Origin of the sequence: Pseudomonas sp. 28 E 9, assembly GCF_900004785.1 — a bacterium.
GTDB classification, from domain to species: domain Bacteria; phylum Pseudomonadota; class Gammaproteobacteria; order Pseudomonadales; family Pseudomonadaceae; genus Aquipseudomonas; species Aquipseudomonas orientalis_A.
Genome location: NZ_CVTK01000055.1, coordinates 82978 through 105508, shown reverse-complemented (window position 1 = coordinate 105508; position 22531 = coordinate 82978). Strand labels below are relative to the sequence as shown.

Below are 22531 nucleotides of genomic sequence, written 5' to 3'. Positions count from 1 at the left end.
TTTATAATGTCTTTGGAACACCGTTCCACGGGCATTGTGTGCCATTGGCATGCATTCTGCTGACTGCCTCGTATACAACCCATACTGCGTACCGTATGCATATCGCTACGGCAACGCAGGGCGATATTACGAGGAGTCCCGCGATGACCGACCAATTGCCCAACGGCTACAGCCCACGGCTGTATAACCAGGACCTGGGCCCACTGCCGCAGAAATGGACCTGGTACAACATCTTCGCCTTCTGGATGAGCGACGTGCACAGCGTCGGCGGCTACGTGTTCGCCGCCAGCCTTTTCGCCCTGGGGCTGGCCAGTTGGCAGGTGTTGATCGCCTTGCTCGCGGGCATTTGCATTGTGCAACTGATCGCCAACCTGGTGGCCAGGCCGAGTCAGCAGGCGGCGGTGCCTTATCCAGTGATTTGCCGCCTGGCATTTGGTGTATTTGGTGCGAATATTCCTGCGGTGATCCGTGGCCTGATCGCGGTTGCCTGGTACGGCATTCAGACCTACCTGGCGTCGAGTGCCTTGATCATCGTGGTGCTGCGCTTTTTCCCGTCGATGGCTGTGTATGCAGAGCCGCACTTTGCCGGGTTGTCGTACCTGGGCTGGTTCGGCTTTCTTACGTTATGGGTGCTGCAGGCCGCTGTGTTCTGGGCCGGCATGGAATCCATCCGCCGCTTTATCGACTGGGCCGGCCCGGTGGTGTATGCGGTGATGTTTGCCCTGGCCGGCTGGATTGTGTGGAAAGCGGGCTGGGCGAATATCAGCTTTACCCTGGCGGAAAAGTCGCTGTCGGGCTGGCAGGCCATCGGTCAGGTGATCGTGGCGACGGCGCTGGTGGTGTCGTACTTCTCCGGGCCTACCCTCAATTTTGGCGATTTCAGCCGCTACTGCCGCAGCATGCAGGACGTGCGCCGTGGCAACTTCTGGGGCCTGCCGGTGAACTTCCTGGCCTTCTCCCTGGTAACCGTGGTGATCGTCTCGGGCACGCTGCCAGTATTTGGCGAAATGTTGCATGACCCCATCGCCACGGTGTCGCGCATCGACAACAGCATGGCCGTGCTGCTGGGCGCCTTCGCGTTCGTGACCGCCACTATCGGCATCAATATCGTCGCCAACTTTGTCTCGCCGGCGTTCGACTTCGCCAACATTGCGCCGAGCAAAATCAGCTGGCGTGCGGGTGGAATGATCGCCGCCGTGGCGTCGATCTTTATCACGCCGTGGAACCTGTTCAATAACCCGCTGATGATTCACTACACCCTGGACATCCTGGCCGCGTTTATCGGGCCGCTGTTCGGCATCCTGCTGGTGGATTTTTACCTGGTCAAAAAGCAGCAGATCGACGTGGATGCGCTGTTCGATGACAGCCCGAGCGGACGCTATTACTTCGACGGCGGGGTGAATTGGACGGCGGTCAAGGCCTTGGTACCGGCGACGCTGGTGGGCGTCGCCATCACCTTCACGCCGGCATTGCAAGTCATGGCCAATTTCGCCTGGTTTACCGGCTGCTTCCTGGGAGGGCTGTTTTTTCTGCTACTGGCACGGCGTGAGCAGGGGCGCTTGCCGACCCCTCTGGTCGCTGGCTGAGCACGACACCGCCGGCCACCAACAGGCCGCAACCGGCAATCACCAGTGCCGGTTGCAGGCCGCCGCTCAAGTGGCTGCTCACCGAGGCCAGCAGCGGCCCGCTCAATTGGCCGATTGCAAAGCTGGCCGTCAACAAGCCGGTGCTGCGCTGATAGCCGTGGGGCGCTATCTCGCGCAGGCGCGCCATGACCAATTGCATGCACGCCAGAAACGGTGCGCCGCACAGCAATACTCCCAGCGCCAGGCCCCAGGCATTGCCCAGCAGGCACGTGAATACGCCGGCCGCCTGCAGCCACAGCGTGGTCATCAGCCAGCGCCGGGTGGTGTTCGGGTCCTTGCGGCGCAGGCTGGCTATCACCACGCCCATCGCAGCGGCCAGGCCAAAGCACGGCCAGAACAAGTCGGCTTGCCAGGCGCCCTTGAACTGCGCAGTGGCCATCTGCGACAGGAAAGTCGCTGGAATGATGTAGCCCAGGCCGAACAGGAAGTAGATCCAGCCCAAGTGCGCGATGCTGCCGTTATTACCCGCGTTGGAGGCGGGCGCAGCCAGCGTGGTCGGCGCAGGCAGGAAGGGCAGGATGGCCAGCAGCATCACCAGTGCCACCGCGCCATACACCAACCACAGCGTTGCGGAGCTTTGCCCCAATAGGTTGGACCCCAGCGCCAGCAGTCCGGTGAGCACAATGCCCAAGCCAGGTCCTGCGAACACCAGCGCTCCCAGGCGTGGCCTGCCAGCGGCAATCGCCAGCGGCTGGCTCAGGCTGGTAATCATCACCAGGGCCCAGGCGCTGGCGACTCCGGTGCCGAAACGCAGCAGCAGGTGCGGCCAAAAGCCGTGGGCCCAACAGGACGCCAGGGTCAGCAGCACGCAGAGCCACAACCCGCCGTACAAGCGCCCTTTAATATGGTGATGACTGCGGGCGAAGATCGAGTCCACCGCACCGACGAAGTAACCCAGGTAATTGGCGGCCGCGATCAACCCGGCGCCGGTCAGGTCGATCTGACCTTCGCTGAGCAAATGCGGCATCTGCGGGGTAAGGGCAAAGCGGCCGATGCCCATGGCCATCATCAGGGCGACAAAGCTGGCGGTTAAGCGAATCAGCGGTGACATGTGCACGTGTCCTGCGAGAAAGCGAAGACCTTCAGGCTAAAGCGGATTGACTTTCTGTAAAAATGAATAATAGTGAGCAACTTGTTCAGTTTTGGAGAAAGGCTATGGAGTTCAGTCAACTGCGCATCTTCCAGGCGGTAGCGGAAGAGGGCTCCATCACCCGCGCCGCCGAGCGCCTGCACCGGGTGCCGTCGAACCTGTCGACCCGGCTCAAGCAAATGGAAGAACAGCTTGGCGTCGAGCTGTTTGTGCGTGAACGCCAGCGTTTGCAGCTTTCTCCTGCGGGTAAAGTGCTGCTGGACTACAGCACCCGTCTACTGGCCCTGCACGATGAAGCTCATGGCGCCGTGCAGGGCGGGCAACCGGCGGGTGATTTTGTGCTCGGCAGCATGTACAGCACGGCGGCGATTCACTTGCCCAGGCTATTGGCGCGTTATCACAAGGCCTATCCAATGGTGAATTTGCAGGTGCAATCCGCGCCGAGCGGCGAACTGCTCGAAGGCTTGATCACCGGGCGGCTGGATGCGGCGCTGGTGGATGGTCCGTTGACGATTGCCACGCTGGACGGCGTGCCGCTGTGCGAAGAGCGCCTGGTGATCATTTGCGAGGCCGATCACCCGCCGGTGCGCGGCCCCCAGGACGTGGCCGGCCGCTCGGTTTTCACGTTCCGCCGCAGTTGCGCCTATCGCACCCGCCTGGAGACCTGGTTTTCCCACGAGCGCGTGGCCATGGGTCGCGCCATCGAGATCGAGTCCTACCAGGGCATGCTGGCTTGTGTGATCGCCGGCTCAGGCGTGGCGTTGATGTCCGAATCCATGCTCGAGAGCCTGCCGGGCAAGGACAGTGTGTCCGTTCATCCGCTGACTGGGCCTTTTGCCACTGCCACCACCTGGTTGATGTGGCGAAAGGGTATGCTCGGCGCTAACCTCAATGCATGGATCGAGCTGCAGCAGGCGAGCCAGGCAGAGAGCGTGCAAGACAGGCGCGAGATTGCTTGAACGAATCGACAGGATTCTGATCCATTCAGTAATAGTTCGTTGTGGTTTCGCGCAAGCAATACATAGGACTTAGGGCTACTATCAGTGTAGGAAAGGGCGACAAGACAGGCGTCTACCCGCATTACCCTCAAAGGGGGCAAATCATGAAAGAGAAAATTCAAACCTGGCTCCATGATCTTGGCGTTGCGCTGGGCTTGATCGAGCCTCCACTGCAGCCGGTGCCGATTCGTACCGATGACGAGCAACGCCGCCCACGTCGGCGTTGATCCCCAGCCAACCCGGTATTCGTGTGGGAGCGGGCTTGTTCGCGATGCGGTGAGTCAGTCGATAAGTAGTTGACTGGTTTACTGCATTCGCGAGCAGGTTTGCTCCCATATTTCGTTTGTGGCAGGCACGAAGATCGGTTAAAGCGCCTTACATCTCTCGCCTTCAAATGTCGGAATTGGGCTACTCGCTCGTCAGAATTGGCTGGCTTATTCATTTTAAAAGATGAGCGTAGGTTGACTTCCGTTACGGAATTTCATCGGTTGTTGCAATTCTTTGTGGAAAGGTCAAACAAAACCCAGGAATAGAGAACGGCCGCTTCCGTAACTCCAAACTTTATAAAACCTCTCTTCGGGGCATTACTAAGTCAGAGTTATTGGAGACTAAGCCATGACGCGCTTTCCCGTTCCGCCCGTCGCCGCATCCTTGATCGCCACAACCGAGAGCATTTTACATATCGCGCCGGTTTCCAGAGGCTGGAAAGCTGATGCTCCGGACAACATCGTGTTTCTCTCCCCGACAATAACCAAGCAGGCGTTGCTCACCCAGATCGGGCTTTTGCGTCCAGCAACAATCGTTGTTGGGGACCAAGCCATGGATGCAGACGTCATAGACCTCTGGCGTTCAGCCCACCCATTTGGAAACCTGCATCTGATTCGCAGGGGGACAAGCCTCGATAAGGTTCGACTGGACCTGTGCGCATCCAAAGGGATTCAAGTGGTCAACACGCCCGGTGTGAACGCGCCGCATGTCGCTGCTTATATTGCGCGCTGGCTGACATTGGCCGATGGCTCGATACCCCGTGACATCTGCGTGCTGGGATATGGCAATGTCGGCCAGGAACTTGTCACGTTACTCCTTGATCGAGACCCGGATGTTCGAATTAAGGTGTTAAGCCGCTGCCCTTCGGCACTTGGCAGAAAAGTCTCCCAAAACAGCCGGGTGTCATTTGTAGTCGACTGGTTCGAGGCGATGAAGGGGGCCCGTGCAGTCGCTCTGTGTTTATCTCTGACTAAGGACTCCACCCGTCGTATTGACCGTGCCCTTATTCAATGTCTGCACAAAGAGGCTCGCGTTGTTTGCGTCGCCAAACCGGACGTGTTCAGCGATGACGCTTTGCAGGCCCTGGCGCGAGCCGAGGGCATCCAGCTTGTATTGGACTATGGGCTCGTCACATTGGACGCGTTTCGAGTGCGCGCGCAAAAGCTCGGCTGTAGTGTCTCCACGTGGCGCAAACCGGCGACGCTGACGGCGCAGGCGGCAACTGCAGAAGCCTGCCAGTGCGATCTCGACTATGCCGTCGCAATCCAATTGAGCTTGACGGCTTTGCACGATCTTGCCAGGCGCAAAGTTGTACAGTCATTGGCGATTCCCGTTCAGCAGATAGAGGCCGATGCGCCACGCGTGTCGATCATCGGCAGAGGGATCAACGGCCTTTTTCAAGCCGTGATGTTTCGCCTGGCCAATTATCAAGTCGACGTATACGGCCGCAACCGGCAGAGCGATGGCGCCAGCCACAAGCAGGTGAACATGCGTCACCTGTCAGCGACGGAGACGACGGCAAAGCCGCTCCATAATCAGTACCTGCTCTGCGGAAATCAGCATTTGGCCGTTGAATGCAACCGAGCAGGCATTGAATTGTTTGAAAAACTTCTGGCTGACAACCCGTCACTGGCACCCTTTGCCCACGCGCGGATTGTAAGAGCCTATATAGGCGATACCACTGATGTAGAAGGCGCGATACGCGAACAGCGCGATATCGAACGCCGTCCTTGGCCGAGCGGCAAGCCAGGAGGTGAAGTTGCAGAGATCAGTCAAACGCAAATCCAGGCAAGTTACGGCGTTCAAGGTGTCGGCCGGGCTATAGAAGTATCCGGCTACGAGGTGGCATTCGACGATCTGATTCTGGAGTTGGAGAGGCTTTTGCAACGTGCGGGGGTTCAGTTTCGGTCCAGGCTTTTGACGTCGGAACACATTTGTGAACTGAGCAAAGATCACTTCGTTGTCACTGCCATGGGCGTAGAGGAACCCAACGTGATCGCGATCATCGGTTGGTTTTTCAAACTGCCCGCGATTGGACATGAAGGTGCCGAAATGCGCGGGCTCGAGTTGCAGTACGATCTACCCGTCGGTGTCATGAATTGCCGCCTGGACGGGGATTGCATTCTTGTCTCCGGCGGGCAGGTTCCGTCTGGATCAACGCTTGAATATAAAGAGCAAGTACTCGCGGCGTGCCTTGCTGCTATTGCTCGGCATTTTCCACAGTCTTACCGCAGAGCCGTCGAAAAAAGTGACCTGCAAATAATCGAATGTGCGAGGCCGGGTACTTCAGATGGGCTTTCGATCGTGTATTGGTCCGCCTACCATCAAATCGCGGCCGGAGGCACATATGCCGGCGGCACTACCCAGGGATTGGTGTGGGCCTCTTTGGTTCAGGAGATCATCCTGGCCAGAACGTCTGACCATTGAGGGACAAAAAAACGGGTGTGACATTCGCCGTCGCACCCGCTGAAGAAACCGCTCTAAAGCCCGGACGGGGTCAAGCCACGCCTGCCACCACGGCGCCCGGTTTACGCGACACCACACTCACCAGCACAAAACTCACCGACGCGACCGCGAGGCTGTAATAAATCGGCGTGTTTGCATCCAGCCCGTCCTTGAACATAAATACCAGCGCGGTCAGGAACCCCAGGCCCATCGACGTAATCGCCCCTGCGGTGGTCGCGCGTTTCCAGAAGATTGCTCCGATCAGCGGGATCAGCATGCCGCCCACCAGCAGGTTATAGGCCAGGGTCAGGGCGCTGATCACATCGTTCACCACCAGTGCGATGCCGATCACGGCGATGCCGGTCAGCAGGGTGAACAAGCGGTTGACGCCCAGGCTCGACTGCTTGCCGCTGCGCAACCGTGGCAACACGTCTTCGGTCAGCACGGTGGAGGCGGCGAGCAAGCCGGCGCTGGCCGTGGACATCATGGCCGCCAGGGCTGCGGCAATCACCAGGCCGCGAATGCCGTCCGGCAGTGAGGCTTTGACGATGGCCGCGAACGCGTTGTTGGCGTTATCCAGTTCCGGGATCAGCACATGCGCCGCCATGCCGATCAATGCGCATGCCAGGCCATAAACAATGCAATAGAACCCGGCGAAGGTGCCGGCGTACCGCGCAACCTTTTCGTCGCGAGCGGTGAATACGCGCTGCCAGATATCCTGGCCGATCAGGATGCCGAAGAAGTAGATCATGAAGTAGGTAATGATCGTGTCCCAGCCAATCGCGGTGAAGCTCAAACTCGATGCCGGCAGCCTGGCCACCAGTTCATCCCAGCCGCCGACGCGGTACAGGCAGATCGGCAACAGAATGAACATCAGTCCAACCGTCTTGATCACGAACTGCACGATATCGGTCAGGGTCAGCGACCACATGCCGCCGATGGTCGAATACACCACCACCACGCCACCGCCCAGCAGCACCGAGATCCAGAACGGCAGGCCGAACAGCACTTGCAGCACAGTGCCGATGGCCAGGATCGAGGTCACTGCAATCATCAGTGCGTAAGCCAGCATGATCACTGCGCTGGCCTGGCGAGCCATGGGGTTGTAGCGTTTCTCCAGGACCTGGGTGACGGTGAAGATTTTCAGCTTCAACAGCGGTTTGGCCAGGAACAGGTTCAGCGCAATGATCCCCGCGCCCAGCGCGGCGCACAGCCAGAAACCGGAAATACCGTGCACATAACCCAGGCGAACAGTGCCGACGGTGGAGGCGCCGCCCAATACCGTGGCGGCCATGGTGCCCATATACAGCGATGGCCCCAGGTTGCGCCCGGCCACCAGATAGTCTTCATGGGTCTTGGCGCGGCGCATGCCGTAGTAGCCGAGCACCAGCATGCCGGCGGCGTAGATGAGGACGACAAATAGATCCAAAGCCATGACGGTGATTCTCCGATTATATTTTTTATGGACGATCAGGCGGCAGTCGGCTCGGCAAGCGCGCGAGCCAAGGTCAGGTACATCGGTGATTGGGGACCTTGGAAGTCCCCGGGTTTTTCAGAGTGCGGCCATGCTTTTTATTCTGTTCAAGGCGTGTACGCGCTGATCAGCGATGCGTCACGCCGGGCAATACACAGAGCATTTCATACAGCAGGTTGGCACCCAGCAGCGAGGTGTTGCCGGTGGTGTCATAGGGCGGCGAAACTTCCACCAGATCACAACCAATCAGGTCCAGGCCCTGGCAGCCACGAATGATCTCGATCGCCTGGATGGTGGTCAGCCCGCCGATTTCCGGCGTGCCGGTGCCCGGTGCCCAGGCCGGGTCGATGCCATCGATGTCGAAACTCAGGTACACCGGGCCGCCGCCGACCTTTTCGCGCACTTCGGCCATCAACGGCGCGAGCGAGTGATGCCAGCACTCTTCGGCCTGGACCACGCGGAAGCCCTGCTTGCGGCTCCAGTTGAAGTCTTCAGCGGTGTAGCCCTGGGCGCGCAGGCCGATCTGCACCACACGGTCGCAGTCGAGCAAACCCTCTTCCACGGCGCGGCGGAAGGTAGTGCCGTGGGCGATTTTCTCGCCGAACATATGGTCGTTGACGTCGGCGTGGGCGTCGATGTGCACCAGCCCGACCTTGCCGTGTTTCTTGTGAATCGCCCGCAGGATCGGCAGGGTGATGGTGTGGTCGCCGCCCAGGGTCAGGGGGATGACGGCGTGCTCGAGGATTTCATCGTAGGCGTGTTCGATGATGCGCACGGCGTCGAGGAGATTAAAGGTATTGATCGCCACGTCGCCCATATCCGCAACCGACAGCGAATCGAACGGCGCAGCGCCGGTTGCCATGTTGTAAGGGCGGATCATCACCGACTCGGCGCGAATTTCCCGAGGCCCGAAGCGGGTGCCGGCGCGCAGCGAGGTGCCGATGTCCAGGGGCACGCCGATGAAGGCCGCGTCCAGGCCCTCGGCCGTTTGCAGGTGGGGCAGGCGCATCATGGTGGCGATGCCGGCGAAGCGCGGCATTTCGTTGCCGCCCAGTGGTTGGTGGAAAATCTTGTCCACGGGATTGCCTCATCGTTGCTGTGTTTATCAGGAGGCCGATTCTGTAAAAAGCGGGGGCGGGGAAGAATCGGCAGAGGCAAATACTTAGTTCAGATTTTTCTAAACTAACGCCTGGGGTAAACTCGGTTCAAATGAGAGAGCCTGCGGAGATTTGATGGCCAACGCCTTGCCCGACCTGAAACTGCTGCGCATCTTCGTCAGCGTTGTGCGACACCAGGGGTTCGCCAACGCGCAACACGCACTCAACCTGTCGACGTCAGCCATCAGCACCTATATGAGCCAGCTGGAATCGGCGTTGGGCCTGGTGCTGTGCCATCGTGGGCGCGGCGGTTTCAGCCTGACCAGCAAGGGCGAGCTGTTTTATCAGGAGACCTTGCGTTTATTGGGCGAACTGGAAGGCTTCGAACAATATGCCGCCGCGTTGAAGGGCGAATTGCGCGGCACCCTCAAGCTCGGTGTGCTCGACTCCACGGTCAGCGACAAAGCGCTGCCGTTCGCTGAGGTGATCGGTGCCTACAGCCTCGAACACCCGGCAGTCCATTTGCATCTGTCGGTGATGAGTCCTTATGAACTGCAACTGGGGGTACAGGACAATCGCCTGGATCTGGCCATCGGCGCGTTTTCCAACCGCATGAGCGGGCTGATCTACATGCCGCTGTACCGGGAGCAGCACTGGCTGTATTGCAGCACCCGGCACCCGTTGTTCAACGAGCGGCGTATCCCCGAGCAGGTCATCACCCAGCAACGTATGGTCGGGCGTGGTTACTGGAGCCAGGCCGAACTCGCGCGCCACGGCTTCAAGCACAGCGCGGCCACCGTGGAGAGCATGGAGGCGCAGCTGATTTTGGTGTTGTCCGGCGCCTACATCGGCTACCTGCCCGAGCACTACGCCCAGGCCTGGGCCGACAAGGGCGACCTGCGCGTACTGCTGCCGGCCACCTTCGGCTACCAGGCGCCGTTTTCGATGATCATGCGCCGGGGGCGAGGCCGCGAGCCGCTGATCCAGACGTTTCGCGATTTACTTAAAGCCCAGCTCAACCAGGCCTGAAAAACATGTCCAGACCCCAGTGTTCCCATTGTCTCAGGCCCGTCAGCCACTGCCTGTGCCCGCTGATTCCGCGTCTCGACAGTCGCACCCGTGTGTTACTGCTGCAGCATCCGAGCGAGGTCAACCACGCGCTTAATACCGCGCGGCTGGCGGCGTTGGGGTTGAACAATGCGCAGTGGGTGGTGGGGGAGGTGTTCGATGACCTGGCGACCCTGTTGAACCCGCCCGGCTATCAGGCGCGGCTGTTGTTTCCGGCCGACGATGCCCAACCCCTGCAAGCCTACGCACAAGACGATCAGCCGCTGTTGCTGGTGGTGCCCGACGGCACCTGGCGCAAGGCGCGCAAGTTGCTGCACCTCAACCCGTTGCTGGCGGCCTTGCCTCGGGTGACGCTGGCCGATGGCGGCGTCTCCCGGTATCGCTTGCGCAAGGCGCCGGGACCTGGCGCCTTGTCGACGGTCGAAGCGATCGCGCAGGCGTTGCAGGTACTGGAAGCGCCGGCATCGTTCGAGACGTTGCTCAAGCCTTTTGAAGCGTTGATCGAGGGGCAGATTGCGGCGATGGGGGAGGAGGTTTTTCAGAGAAATCATGGCGGTGGGGATTAGGGGCAGGCGGGGTATCGCGGTGCGGCTATCGGGACATAGGTATCTACACAACTCAGCAGCGCCCAACCGTAACCACGATGCGAAGCGAGCCGCTCTTGATCTTGATCTGCTTTTGATCCTAGGCGCCCCGTTAAACCACGCTGGCCGACCGCAGGCTTGAATCCGTGGGTAACCCGGCAGGACGCCGGGTTAGCCGCACTGGGCCATGGATGGCCCATTGCGGCGGCCCACGGATTCAAGCCTGCGTTCGGGCACACCGAGCATTAGCGAGGTGCCGAGTGGTGGGGCAAGAGCGTTTTGCTTACTTTTGCGCTTTTCAAAAGTGAGCCGCCGTAAGGGCGGAACCCATAGCAGCCGTGACCGCAGAAACGGATATGTACGCGATCTGATCCAACATCCTGGTCGGCCCAGAGGCCGCCATCGGGGGCAAGCCCCCTCCCACTGTTGACAGCGTTCCAACATGAGAATGCGGTCGAATGTGGGAGGGGGCTTGCCCCCGATGGCGCCCTCACAGGCACCCCACTTCTTCCTTATTCCTATAAGCCATAAGCACCGCACTTTGCGTGATATGGCCCGCCGACCTTTCCCGGTATGATGTCCGCCCCCGCAGTCTGGATTGCGAATACGCCATGACCTTGCAGTACCCAACAATCGCCGATTGCGTCGGCAACACACCCCTGGTCCGCTTGCAACGCATGGCGGGTGACACCAGCAATACCCTGTTGCTCAAGCTTGAAGGCAACAACCCCGCCGGGTCCGTCAAGGATCGTCCGGCGCTGTCGATGATTACCCGCGCCGAACTGCGCGGGCAGATCAAGCCGGGAGACACGCTGATCGAAGCCACCTCGGGTAATACCGGGATCGCCCTGGCCATGGCCGCCGCGATCAAGGGTTACAAGATGGTGCTGATCATGCCCGACAACGGCAGCGCCGAGCGCAAGGCGGCGATGACCGCGTATGGCGCCCAGTTGATCCTGGTTACCCAGGAAGAGGGCATGGAAGGCGCGCGCGACCTCGCCGAACGCCTGGCCGCCGAAGGCCGTGGCCTGGTGCTGGACCAGTTTGCCAACGGGGATAACCCCGAAGCGCACTACACCAGCACCGGCCCGGAAATCTGGCGCCAGACCCAAGGCACCATCACGCATTTCGTCAGCTCCATGGGCACCACCGGCACCATCATGGGCAATTCGCGCTACCTCAAGGAGCAGAACCCGGCGATTCAGATTGTCGGCCTGCAACCGATGGAAGGCGCGGCCATTCCCGGTATCCGCCGCTGGCCCGAAGAGTATTTGCCCAGGATCTATAACGCCACGCGCGTGGACCGCATCATCGACATGGCCCAGCGTGAAGCCGAAGACACCACCCGCCGCCTGGCCCGTGAAGAGGGCATCTTCTGCGGTGTGTCGTCCGGTGGTGCGGTGGCCGGTATGTTGCGCCTGTCCGAAGAAGTGGAAAACGCGGTGATCGTCGCGATCATCTGTGACCGAGGCGACCGCTACCTGTCGACCGGCATCTTCGACGAACCCAACTGATGGCCAAGCACGAGAGAGGCCTGCGCTTTCAACCGACGGGCGGCAGCCGGGCCCCTCAGATTCCCGTGGGCAAGAAACAACGGCTGACCATCGAACGCCTGGCCAATGACGGGCGCGGCATTGTGTTCTTCGAAGGGCGCACCTGGTTCGTCAACGGTGCGCTGGCCGGTGAAGAAGTCGAAGCGCGGGTGCTGGGCGCCCACGGCAAGGTGGTCGAGGCGCGCACCGAACGTGTGTTCACGGCCAGCGAACTGCGCCGTCCGGCGCCGTGTGCGCATTTTGGCCGCTGTGGCGGCTGCAGCGTGCAACACCTGCCCCATGCCGAACAACTTGCGCTGAAACAGCGCATGCTCGCCGAGCAATTGTCCCGTGTGGCCGGTGTCGAACCGCAAGCGTGGGCTGCGCCCTTGAGCGGGCCGGAGTTCGGCTACCGACGCCGCGCCCGTGTGGCCGTGCGCTGGGATGCCAAGGCGAAGCAGCTTGAAGTGGGCTTCCGCGCCGTGGCCAGCCAGGACATCGTCGCCATCGATGATTGCCCGGTACTGGTACAGGCCTTGCAACCGATCATGCAGCGTCTGCCGAACATGCTGCGCCGCTTGAGCAAGCCTCAGGCGTTGGGGCATGTGGAGTTGTTCAGTGGTACGGCCATCGCCGTGTTGCTGCGGCATATGGCACCGCTGTCCGAGGCGGACATGCAGGTGTTGAAAGAGTTTTGCACCTTCCATGATGCCCAGTTGTGGCTGCAGGGCGAGGGCCAGCCGGAGCCGGTCGAGCCGGGTAGGGCGCTCGGCTTTCGCCTGGAGGCGTGGGACCTGGAGCTGGCGTACCGGCCGGGTGATTTTGTGCAGGTCAATGCCGGGGTCAACGAGGCGATGGTCGCCCAGGCCCTGGAATGGTTGGCGCCGCAAGCCGATGAACGGGTGCTGGACCTGTTTTGCGGGCTGGGCAATTTTGCCCTGCCACTGGCCAGGCAGGTCCGCGAAGTCGTTGCCGTGGAAGGCGTGCAGACCATGGTGGAGCGTGCGGCACAGAATGCCCTAAGCAACAATTTGCATAATGCACGGTTTTTTCAGGCCGATTTGTCCCAGCCCCTGACTGACGCGGAATGGGCCAAACAGGGCTTTTCTGCGGTACTCTTGGACCCACCGCGCGACGGTGCCCAGGAAGTTGTGCGCAGACTTGCCACCCTGGGGGCCAGGCGCCTGGTGTATGTGTCCTGCAATCCGGCGACGCTGGCGCGGGACACGGTTGAGTTGGTCAAGCAAGGCTACCGGCTAAAGCGTGCCGGGATCCTCGACATGTTTCCGCAGACAGCGCATGTCGAGGCCATGGCGTTATTTGAAGCGGGCTAGGATGCCCGTTTAATCCGACTGGCCTGCAGTCTCCAGGGCCGTGAACTGCCAGGGAATCTGCAGCAAGGTCGGCGATGATTTTTGGCGCATCCAAGGTGCGTCGTAGGGAAGGTAAGCAAGATGGTACAGGTGAGAGCACACCAGCCGATCAACACCGACGGCAGTATCAATCTCGAGGCATGGCTGGATCATGCCGTCAGTGTCGACCCGGCACTGGACCGTGAAGCCTTGAAAGCAGCCTGCGAGTTCGCTCGCGAGTCTGAACAGCAGGACAATGCGGCCAAGAACCTGTGGGCGGAGGGCACTTCAAGCTTTCGTACCGGGTTGGAAATCGCCGAGATCCTCGCCGATCTCAAGCTGGACCAGGATTCGCTGATTGCCGCCGTGCTCTATCGCGGCGTGCGCGAAGGGCACATCCCGTTGCCGACCGTCAGCCAGCGTTTCGGCGCAGTGGTGGCCAAGCTGATCGACGGCGTGCTGCGCATGGCGGCCATCAGTGCCAGCCTCAGCCCGCGCCAGTCCATGGTGCTGGGGACCCAGGGCCAGGTGGAAAACCTGCGCAAGATGCTGGTGGCGATGGTCGACGACGTCCGCGTCGCGCTGATCAAGCTGGCCGAACGTACCTGCGCGATCCGCGCGGTGAAAACCGCCGACGACGAAAAACGCAACCGCGTTGCCCGCGAAGTCTTCGACATCTACGCGCCGCTGGCGCACCGCCTGGGCATCGGTCACATCAAATGGGAGCTGGAGGACCTGTCCTTCCGCTACCTCGAACCCGATCAATACAAACAGATCGCCACGTTGCTGCATGAGCGGCGGCTCGACCGCGAGCGCTTTATCAGCGACGTGATGGGCCAGTTGCGTGCCGAGCTGCAGGCCACCGGCGTCGATGCCGACATCAGCGGGCGCGCCAAGCACATCTATTCGATCTGGCGCAAAATGCAGCGCAAGGGCCTGGCGTTCAGCCAGATCTACGACGTACGGGCCGTGCGTGTGCTGGTGCCGGAAATGCGCGATTGCTACACCGCGCTGGGGATCGTCCACACGCTGTGGCGCCACATTCCCAAAGAGTTCGACGACTACATCGCCAACCCCAAGGAAAACGGCTATCGCTCGCTGCACACGGCGGTGATCGGTCCTGAGGGCAAGGTGCTCGAAGTGCAGATCCGCACCCACGCCATGCACGAAGAGGCCGAGTTGGGCGTCTGCGCCCATTGGCGCTACAAGGGCACCGACGTCAAGGCCGGGTCGAACCAGTACGAAGAGAAGATCTCCTGGCTGCGCCAGGTACTGGAGTGGCACGAAGAACTCGGCGACATCGGCGGCCTGGCCGAACAGCTGCGCGTGGATATCGAACCGGACCGGGTCTACATCTTCACCCCCGACGGTCACGCCATCGACCTGCCCAAGGGCGCCACGCCGCTGGACTTCGCTTACCGCGTGCACACCGAAATCGGCCACAACTGCCGTGGCGCCAAGATCAACGGGCGCATCGTGCCGCTCAACTACAGCCTGCAAACCGGTGAGCAGGTCGAGATCATCACCAGCAAGCACGGCACGCCGAGCCGCGACTGGCTGAACCCGAACCTGGGCTACATCACCACCTCACGGGCACGGGCGAAGATCGTCCACTGGTTCAAGCTGCAGGCCCGCGACCAGAACGTCGCCGCCGGCAAGACCCTGCTCGAACGCGAACTGGCGCGCCTGGGCCTGCCCCAGGTGGACTTCGACAAGCTGGCCGAAAAGGCCAACATGAAGATCGCCGAAGACATGTTCGCCGCCCTCGGTGCCGGCGACCTGCGCCTGGCCCAATTGGTCAACCTGGCCCAGCAACTGGTGGAGCCGGAGCGCGGCAACGAACAGCTGGAACTGATCCCGCGCAAGGCCACCGGCTACAAACCCGGCAAGCGCGGCGATATCCAGATCCAGGGCGTGGGCAACCTGATGACGCAAATGGCCGGTTGCTGCCAGCCGTTGCCGGGCGACGCCATCGTCGGCTACATCACCCAGGGCCGCGGCGTGAGCATTCACCGCCAGGACTGCGCCTCGGTGCTGCAACTGGGCGGGCGCGAGCCGGAGCGGATCATCCAGGTCAGCTGGGGCCCGGTGCCGGTGCTCACCTATCCGGTGGACATCATCATCCGCGCCTACGACCGTTCCGGTTTGCTGCGTGACGTCTCGCAAGTGCTGCTCAACGAGCGGATCAACGTACTCGCGGTCAACACCCGCTCGAACAAGGAGGACAACACCGCGCTGATGTCCCTGACCATCGAGATTCCGGGACTCGACGCGCTGGGGCGGCTGCTGGGACGGATTTCCCAGCTGCCGAACATCATTGAGACGCGGCGCAATCGCACTCCATGAACAGCTGGATGAACGCGGATTAAAATGTGGGAGGGGGCTTGCCCCCGATGAGGGAGGGTCAGTTGGCACTTATATTGACTGACCCACCGCTATCGGGGGCAAGCCCCCTCCCACACTGGATCTTCAGTGGAAAGAGATCGATGTATTCACTAGACGACCTGCTACACCTGATGAACCGCCTGCGCGACCCGCAATACGGGTGCCCGTGGGACATCAAGCAAACCTACGCCAGTATCGTGCCGCATACCCTTGAAGAAGCCTACGAGGTGGCCGATGCCATCGAGCGCGGCGACTTCGATCATCTGCAAGGCGAGCTGGGCGACCTGCTGTTCCAGGTGGTGTATTACAGCCAGCTGGCACGCGAAGAAGGGCGCTTCGAATTTGCCGGCGTGATCGATGGCATCACCCGCAAGCTGATCCGGCGTCATCCCCATGTGTTCCCTACCGGCGATCTTTACGCACCGCTGGATATCCCGCAGTTGAGCGAGGAGCAGGTCAAGCAGCGCTGGGAGCAGATCAAGGCCGAGGAACGTGCGGAAAAATCCGACGCGCCCGAGCAACTGTCCCTGCTTGATGATGTGCCCACCGCCTTGCCATCGCTGTCCCGTGCCGCCAAATTGCAAAAGCGCGCCAGCCAGGTGGGTTTCGACTGGCCGTCGGCGTTGCCGGTGGTGGATAACGTCCGCGAAGAGCTGGATGAAGTGCTCGAAGCCATGGCCGATAACGACTCGGCGGCGATTGCCGATGAGGTGGGTGACCTGTTGTTCGCAGCGGTCAACCTCGCCCGTCACCTCAAGCTCGACCCTGAAACCGCGCTGCGCGGTGCCAATGCCAAATTCGAGCGACGTTTCCGATTTATCGAACAGGCATTGCGCGACACGCACCAACCCATAGAAGATTGCACCCTCGAAACGTTGGACGCCCTGTGGGGCGAAGCCAAACGCCAGGAAAAGACTATATCCAGCTGCGGTTGAGCAGTTGCCCAAGTGAGTAAGCACCATGAGCCTTTCCCTTCGCGACCAGTTGCTCAAAGCAGGTCTGGTCAATCAAAAGCAGGCCAAGCAGGTCGGCAAAGAGAAGCAGAAACAGCAGCGCCTGGTCCACAAGGGCCAGGCTGAGGTCGATGACACCCAGGCGCGCCTGGCCGCCGAGGCGCACGCCGAGAAGGTCAAGCGCGATCAGGAGCTGAACCGCCAGCAGCAGGAAAAAGCCGAGGCCAAGGCCCGTACGGCCCAGGTCAAGCAATTGATCGAAACCTCGCGGCTGCCAAAGTTGACCACCGAGGACTACTACAACTTCGTGGATGACAAGAAGGTCAAGCGCCTGTCGGTCAACACGCTGATGCGCAATAAACTGAGCAATGGCTCCCTGGCCATCGTGCACCACGGCGGCGGCTACGAAGTGATCCCGCGCGAAGCCGCGCTGAAGATCCAGGAGCGCGCGCCGGAGCGTATCGTGCAGCTAAACCTCCTGACCGAAAGCCAGGTGCCGGATGAGGACGATCCCTACGCCGCCTACCAGATCCCGGATGATCTGATGTGGTAAGGCTGTAGAAACGACAAACCCCGCCAACAGGCGGGGTTTTCGTTTGCAGGCGGCCCGGCTGCGTGGGCCGGACGTCTACGCGATTTCGGAATTTCAGGAGCCTTGTGCCTGGCGTTTCATCTCAAGCGATTCAAGTTCGTTTTTATAATTATGAGCATCGCTCTCGTTGTGAAACATACCGACCAGCAAATCTTGTTGATGTACATCCCAGATGTGAATCCCGTGGCCTAGTGCTTCGTGGGACATATGTTCATCGTCGCGTTCAGTTACTTTTACAGTCATCTGCTTGCTCCAATCTCTGGTTGATCTGCGGCAAGTCGTCGCAGGCCTTTGTTATATGATTTGTTAGCTTGCTAAGTAAACCGGTTTTGCGTGCAACAATTCATTGCAGGAAACGCAACAGTGCTGCAGGCCTTGTAAACCGTGGCATTTGGTCGCAGGGGGGTGGGTTAGATGACAAAAGTTTCATGTTTGGGGCAGGTTACTGACGCCATCTGGGGCATAGGTATCTACACAACTCAGCAGCGCCCAACCGTAACCACGATGCGAAGCGAGCCGCTCTTGCTCTTGATCTGCTTTTGATCTCAGGCGCCCCGTTAAACCACGCTGGCCGAACGCAGGCTTGAATCCGTGGGTAACCCGGCAGGACGCCGGGTTAGCCGCCCCGCGCCATGGATGGCGCGTGGCGGCGGCCCACGGATTCAAGCCTGCGTTCGGGCACACCGAGCCTAGGCGAGGTGCCAAGTGGTGGGGTAAGAGCGTTTTGCTTACTTTTGCGCTTTTCAAAAGTGAGCCGCTGTAAAAGCGGAACCCTAAGCAGCCGTTACCGCAGAAACGGATATGTACTCGATCTGATCCAACATCCTGGTCGGCCCAGAGGCCGCCATCGGGGGCAAGCCCCCTCCCACATTTGGACCGGGATCGACTCAAAATCCTTGTCGACCCAGAGGCCGCCATCGGGGGCAAGCCCCCTCCCACATTGGACCGGGATCGACACTAACATCCTGGTCGGCCCTGAGGCCGCCATCGGGGGCAAGCCCCCTCCCACATTTGGACCGGGATCGACACTAACATCCTGGCCAGCCCAGAGGCCGCCATGGGGAGCTAGCTCCCTCGCCACATGTCGGTGTCATATCAAAGCTGTGTAGATACCTATGCCCCGATGGGGCCAGAAGCTTCACAGCAAATACCCAGGCGAAAAAAAGCCCCGCATTCAGCGAGGCTCTTTTCAACTCATCAGGCCAATCAGCTACCTTTGACAGCCTTACCGTCAACAGTGCCATCCTGCAGCATGATGTTGTATTCCTTGCCATCCGTTTCAACCTGACGCAAGGCAACCAGAATGCCGCCCTGGTCCTTGGCAAACCACATCTGCGTGATGCGCTTGCTCTGGGAAGGGTCACGCACGCGTTCAACCTTGATCGCGTCGATGGCGCCCACCTTGGTCTGGACCTTTTCCGGGCCAATGACGCGGAAATCGTAGGTATCGACGTCAGTGCCTTCGGCTACTCGGTAGCTCATGCTTTTCTTGCCGGCCGCCACGTCGCGCTGAAGCGCGAGTTGATAGGTGGACTTGTCGAGCATGCCGCTTTCGAGGGTGACGTTAACCGGGTCCTTGTTTTCAAAGCCGGTGATTTTCTTGGTTGCCTGGTCGAAATCCAGGTTGATCTTCTTCGCTTTGCCCAGGCCGCCGCGCTCGAAGCTGTAGCTCTTGGGTTGCAGGGTGTCCTTGTCGAACACGATCACGCTGGTTTCGGTCAGGCTGGCAATCATCATCGAGGCCTTGAAGTTCAAGGTCCACGTGCCGTCGCCGTTTTTGGTCAGGCTGCGTTCAGCCGAACCACTCATGGGCAGTTGCTTCCAGTCGGCGGTGTAGCTGACGGAGAAGGGGTGAAGGTCTGCCGCTTGCACGGCAGGCAGAGCGAACAGCGCAAAAGCGAAAAGCAGGGCGCGACGCATAAAATCTCCTAGGTTCGAATCAAGTGGCCGCTGGCCGCGAGTAACTGACCGTCCAATAATGCTCCCTGTTCACCAAGAATCAACCGACCCTCGACAAACCAGCGAACGGCCAGCGGGTAAATCCTGTGTTCCTGGGTGTGAACCCGTTGCGCAAGCGTCTGCGCCGAGTCGCCTGACTCTACCGGAACCACTGCCTGTACGACCAGAGGCCCGCCATCGAGTTCCTCGGTGACAAAGTGCACGGTGCAGCCATGCTCGCTGTCACCGGCATCGAGGGCGCGCTGATGGGTGTGCATGCCTTTGTACTTGGGCAGCAGGGACGGGTGGATATTGAGCAGGCGCCCTTCGTAATGGCGCACGAAATCGGCGCTGAGAATGCGCATGAAGCCGGCGAGCACCACCAGCTTGGGCTCGAAGGCGTCGATCAGTTCGATCAAGGCCTGGTCGAAGGCCTCGCGACCTTCGAACGCCTTGTGATCCAGCGAGCGGGTCTGGATACCCGCGTTCCTGGCACGTTGCAGGCCATAGGCGTCGCTGCGGTTGGAAATCACCGCAGCGATGCGCACCGGACTGTCGCCGGTCAGTGTGCTGTCGATCAGCGCCTGCAAGTTACTGCCGGTGCCGGAAAGCAGCACCACGACATCACGTGTCGCGGGCATCCGCGCTTGCATCAATGGGCCTTGAGGTTCTTCAGTTCAACCTGGGCTGCGCCTTCGGGAGCCGTGGCGATCTGGCCGATGACCCAAGGGTGTTCGCCGGCTTCACGCAATACGTTCAGCGCGGTTTCAACGTGTTCCTGGGCCACGCAGATGACCATGCCCACGCCGCAGTTGAGCACGCGGTGCATCTCGGTTTCGTTGACGTTGCCTTTCTCTTGCAGCCAGTCGAAGACTGCAGGGCGCTGCCAGCTGGCCACGTCGACAATCGCCTGGGCGCCTTTTGGCAGTACGCGTGGGATGTTGTCCAGCAAGCCGCCGCCGGTGATGTGGGCCATGGCCTTGACGGCGCCGGTGTCCTTGATCAGCTTGAGCAGTGGCTTGACGTAAATGCGCGTCGGGGCCATCAGCAGGTCGGTCAGTGGCTTGCCGTCGAGCTGGATGTTCTCGATGTCGGCGCCGGACACTTCGATGATCTTGCGGATCAGCGAGTAGCCGTTGGAGTGCGGGCCGGATGATGGCAGGGCAAGCAAGGCGTCGCCGGCAGCCACTTTGGAGCCGTCGATGATCTCGGCTTTTTCCACCACGCCGACGCAGAAGCCTGCCAGGTCGTAGTCTTCGCCTTCGTACATGCCTGGCATTTCAGCGGTTTCGCCGCCCACCAGGGAGCAACCCGACAGTTCGCAGCCGGCGCCGATGCCGGTGACCACCTGGGTCGCGGTCTCGACATTGAGCTTGCCGGTGGCGTAGTAGTCGAGGAAGAACAGCGGCTCGGCGCCGCATACCACCAGGTCGTTGACGCACATGGCAACCAGGTCGATGCCGATGCTGTCGTGCTTGTTCAGGTTCAGGGCAAGGCGCAGCTTGGTACCCACGCCGTCGGTGCCGGAGACCAGTACAGGCTGCTTGTAGCCGGCCGGGATTTCGCAGAGGGCGCCAAAACCGCCCAGGCCGCCCATGACTTCGGGGCGCGCAGTGCGCTTGGCGACGCTCTTGATGCGTTCGACCAATGCTTCACCGGCGTCGATGTCTACACCGGCGTCCTTGTAGCTCAGGGAGGGTTGCTTGCTCATGATCCAGGCCTTTAGGGGGGATTCAGGGGTAACGACCGAGCCGGCAGGCACTTTTGGTAAAAGGCCCAGCCGTTGACGGTCTGCGAAGGCGCGCGATTTTATCAGGCTTGAGGGGCAGCGGCCATCCTCGGGCCGACGGGCAGGGCATATGAGCTTAAAAAATGCGGAATCGGCGCGGTAATGCAGCGTATTAAGGTATAGCCTTGAACCCGCTATCGTTATGACAGTATGAAAACTTGCCGAGACCCGTGAATGTTTTACCGGTCGCTGTGTCACAGCTTTGCCAAACCGAGATCACGCGGTCTGTTCCAGCCGCTAAATTTGTCGTTCGGGAATCTTCCATGCGTCTGTGTAAATTCTTTTTTGTAGGCTGCTTGTCGTTGGTCAGCCTGGCGAGTCATGCCGAAACCCTCAATGGCCTCTATCAAGTCCTCGAACCGGTCAGCAGCCAGTCGCCCCAAGAGCGCGACCAGGCCACCCAGCGCGCCGTGCAGACCCTGGTCATTCGCCTGACCGGCGATGCCAAGGCCGCCGAAGGCCCGGGCCTGGCGGCGATCCGCAAGGACCCGCAGCAAATCATCAGCCAATACGGCTACGACGCCGGCCCGCCGGAAAGCCTGCAAGTGGATTTCGACCCGGTCAGCACCGATCGCGCCTTGCGTGACGCCGGGTTAGCGATCTGGGGCAGCAATCGACCTTCGATCCTCGGTTGGTGGCTGAACGACTCGACTGACGGCAGCAGCCTGGTCGGCGACGGCCAGGCGGTGGCGCAGACGCTGCGCCGGGCGGCCCAGCACCGTGGCTTGCCGCTGCGCCTGCCGCTGGGTGACCTGGACGAACAGGTCGTCGCCACTGCGCCGAACCTGGAAAGCGCAGACGCCACGCCGCTGCGCGCCGCCTCCGAACGTTATGGCGCCGATGCGTTGCTGGCCGTTCATGCACGCCAGGAGGGCAACCAGTGGCAGGCCAAATGGCGTCTGTGGCTGGGCGAAAAGACCGAGCAGGGCAGCGTCCAGGGGGCTGACACCGCCGCCGTCGCCGACGCCGTATTGCTCGCCGTCAGCCAGACGCTGGCACCGCGCTTTGCGGTCAAGCCGGGGGTCAGCTCCGAGCAGTTGCTTGAGGTGCAAGGCATGAACCTGGAGCGCTATGCCGTGCTGGGCCGATTGCTGGAGCCCTTTGGTGGTCAGCCGCAGCGGGTGGAGGGCGATCGTATTGTGTATCGCGTCAATGGCAGCGCCGACCAGTTGCGCACTCAGTTGAGCCTGGCCAAATTGCAGGAAGTGCCGGCCGGTGAAGCCCAGGTCCAGCAACCGCCGGCCGACGGCGCACAACCGGCCGCGGCGCCTGAGCCTCAGGCGCAGTTACGTTTTCATTGGTAAATGAATAAGTGGGTAAG

General features: G+C 60.8%; 19 protein-coding genes. 12 read left to right on the top strand and 7 right to left on the bottom strand.

Translation table 11 applies throughout. The features are described from left to right. The first annotated feature begins 143 nt into the window (after window positions 1–143). The gene (locus tag BFQ00_RS24020) at window positions 144–1586 is read left to right on the top strand and encodes an NCS1 family nucleobase:cation symporter-1 (protein ID WP_065934945.1); all 1443 of its coding nucleotides are present in this window, start codon (window positions 144–146) and stop codon (window positions 1584–1586) included. Here the strand turns inward: BFQ00_RS24020 and BFQ00_RS24015 are convergent. Next, a complete protein-coding gene (locus tag BFQ00_RS24015; RefSeq protein ID WP_065934944.1) occupies window positions 1498–2697 on the bottom strand; it encodes an MFS transporter in 1200 nt (399 codons plus the stop codon). The two genes, BFQ00_RS24020 and BFQ00_RS24015, sit on opposite strands and share 89 nt — an antisense overlap. Before the next feature lie 104 nt (window positions 2698–2801). On the opposite strand from BFQ00_RS24015, the gene BFQ00_RS24010 reads away from it, so the two are divergent. The 3 genes from BFQ00_RS24010 to BFQ00_RS24005 all read left to right on the top strand — a co-directional run bounded on the left by BFQ00_RS24010 (window position 2802) and on the right by BFQ00_RS24005 (window position 6428). Further along, window positions 2802–3695 (top strand): putrescine utilization regulator PtrR, encoded by an 894-nt coding sequence (locus BFQ00_RS24010; protein WP_065884484.1) that lies wholly within the window; start codon window positions 2802–2804, stop codon window positions 3693–3695. Between the two features lie 143 nt (window positions 3696–3838). After that, a complete protein-coding gene (locus BFQ00_RS30195) occupies window positions 3839–3961 on the top strand; it encodes a PA1414 family protein (protein ID WP_017737772.1) in 123 nt (40 codons plus the stop codon). A gap of 388 nt (window positions 3962–4349) precedes the next feature. Then, window positions 4350–6428 (top strand): FAD-dependent oxidoreductase, encoded by a 2079-nt coding sequence (locus tag BFQ00_RS24005; RefSeq protein WP_065934943.1) that lies wholly within the window; start codon window positions 4350–4352, stop codon window positions 6426–6428. Window positions 6429–6498: 70 nt separating this feature from the next. On the opposite strand, the gene BFQ00_RS24000 is transcribed toward BFQ00_RS24005, so the two are convergent. Next, complete coding sequence (locus BFQ00_RS24000) at window positions 6499–7881, bottom strand: sodium:solute symporter (RefSeq protein ID WP_065934942.1); 1383 nt, start codon at window positions 7879–7881, stop codon at window positions 6499–6501. Window positions 7882–8047: 166 nt separating this feature from the next. Further along, window positions 8048–8998 carry an agmatinase gene (speB, locus tag BFQ00_RS23995; protein WP_065934941.1) on the bottom strand — a complete coding sequence of 317 codons (951 nt, stop codon included), beginning with the start codon at window positions 8996–8998 and terminating at the stop codon, window positions 8048–8050. Window positions 8999–9152: 154 nt separating this feature from the next. Between speB and BFQ00_RS23990 the strand changes: the two genes are divergently transcribed. The 7 genes from BFQ00_RS23990 to BFQ00_RS23960 all read left to right on the top strand — a co-directional run bounded on the left by BFQ00_RS23990 (window position 9153) and on the right by BFQ00_RS23960 (window position 17444). Then, complete coding sequence (locus tag BFQ00_RS23990) at window positions 9153–10046, top strand: LysR family transcriptional regulator (RefSeq protein WP_065884488.1); 894 nt, start codon at window positions 9153–9155, stop codon at window positions 10044–10046. Between the two features lie 5 nt (window positions 10047–10051). Continuing rightward, the gene (locus BFQ00_RS23985; RefSeq protein ID WP_065934940.1) at window positions 10052–10651 is read left to right on the top strand and encodes a tRNA-uridine aminocarboxypropyltransferase; all 600 of its coding nucleotides are present in this window, start codon (window positions 10052–10054) and stop codon (window positions 10649–10651) included. Between the two features lie 629 nt (window positions 10652–11280). Continuing rightward, window positions 11281–12183 (top strand): cysteine synthase CysM, encoded by a 903-nt coding sequence (gene cysM, locus BFQ00_RS23980; protein ID WP_065884490.1) that lies wholly within the window; start codon window positions 11281–11283, stop codon window positions 12181–12183. Then, window positions 12183–13535: a 23S rRNA (uracil(1939)-C(5))-methyltransferase RlmD gene (rlmD, locus tag BFQ00_RS23975; protein WP_065934939.1), complete on the top strand. Its 1353-nt coding sequence runs from the start codon at window positions 12183–12185 to the stop codon at window positions 13533–13535. The genes cysM and rlmD overlap by 1 nt, the downstream gene beginning before the upstream one ends. A 120-nt stretch (window positions 13536–13655) precedes the next feature. After that, window positions 13656–15899, top strand: coding sequence for a GTP diphosphokinase (relA, locus tag BFQ00_RS23970; RefSeq protein ID WP_065884492.1), 2244 nt, complete (start codon window positions 13656–13658; stop codon window positions 15897–15899). A gap of 140 nt (window positions 15900–16039) precedes the next feature. After that, window positions 16040–16873 carry a nucleoside triphosphate pyrophosphohydrolase gene (mazG, locus tag BFQ00_RS23965; protein ID WP_065934938.1) on the top strand — a complete coding sequence of 278 codons (834 nt, stop codon included), beginning with the start codon at window positions 16040–16042 and terminating at the stop codon, window positions 16871–16873. Between the two features lie 25 nt (window positions 16874–16898). Continuing rightward, window positions 16899–17444, top strand: coding sequence for a DUF2058 domain-containing protein (locus BFQ00_RS23960; protein WP_057011833.1), 546 nt, complete (start codon window positions 16899–16901; stop codon window positions 17442–17444). A 93-nt stretch (window positions 17445–17537) separates the two neighbouring features. Here BFQ00_RS23960 and BFQ00_RS28650 read toward each other — a convergent pair whose 3' ends face one another. The 4 genes from BFQ00_RS28650 to purM all read right to left on the bottom strand — a co-directional run bounded on the left by BFQ00_RS28650 (window position 17538) and on the right by purM (window position 21132). After that, entirely contained in the window at window positions 17538–17726 is a 189-nt protein-coding gene (locus BFQ00_RS28650) for a hypothetical protein (protein WP_065893744.1), read from the bottom strand. A 963-nt stretch (window positions 17727–18689) separates the two neighbouring features. Next, a complete protein-coding gene (locus BFQ00_RS23955) occupies window positions 18690–19403 on the bottom strand; it encodes a DUF3108 domain-containing protein (RefSeq protein WP_065884494.1) in 714 nt (237 codons plus the stop codon). A gap of 8 nt (window positions 19404–19411) precedes the next feature. Then, on the bottom strand, window positions 19412–20062 hold the full coding sequence (gene purN, locus BFQ00_RS23950) for a phosphoribosylglycinamide formyltransferase (protein ID WP_065935006.1): 651 nt from the start codon (window positions 20060–20062) through the stop codon (window positions 19412–19414). 11 nt (window positions 20063–20073) lie between these two features. Next, window positions 20074–21132, bottom strand: coding sequence for a phosphoribosylformylglycinamidine cyclo-ligase (purM, locus tag BFQ00_RS23945; RefSeq protein WP_065884495.1), 1059 nt, complete (start codon window positions 21130–21132; stop codon window positions 20074–20076). A gap of 341 nt (window positions 21133–21473) precedes the next feature. On the opposite strand from purM, the gene BFQ00_RS23940 reads away from it, so the two are divergent. Continuing rightward, complete coding sequence (locus BFQ00_RS23940; protein WP_065934937.1) at window positions 21474–22514, top strand: DUF2066 domain-containing protein; 1041 nt, start codon at window positions 21474–21476, stop codon at window positions 22512–22514. The last annotated feature ends 17 nt before the right edge of the window (window positions 22515–22531 follow it).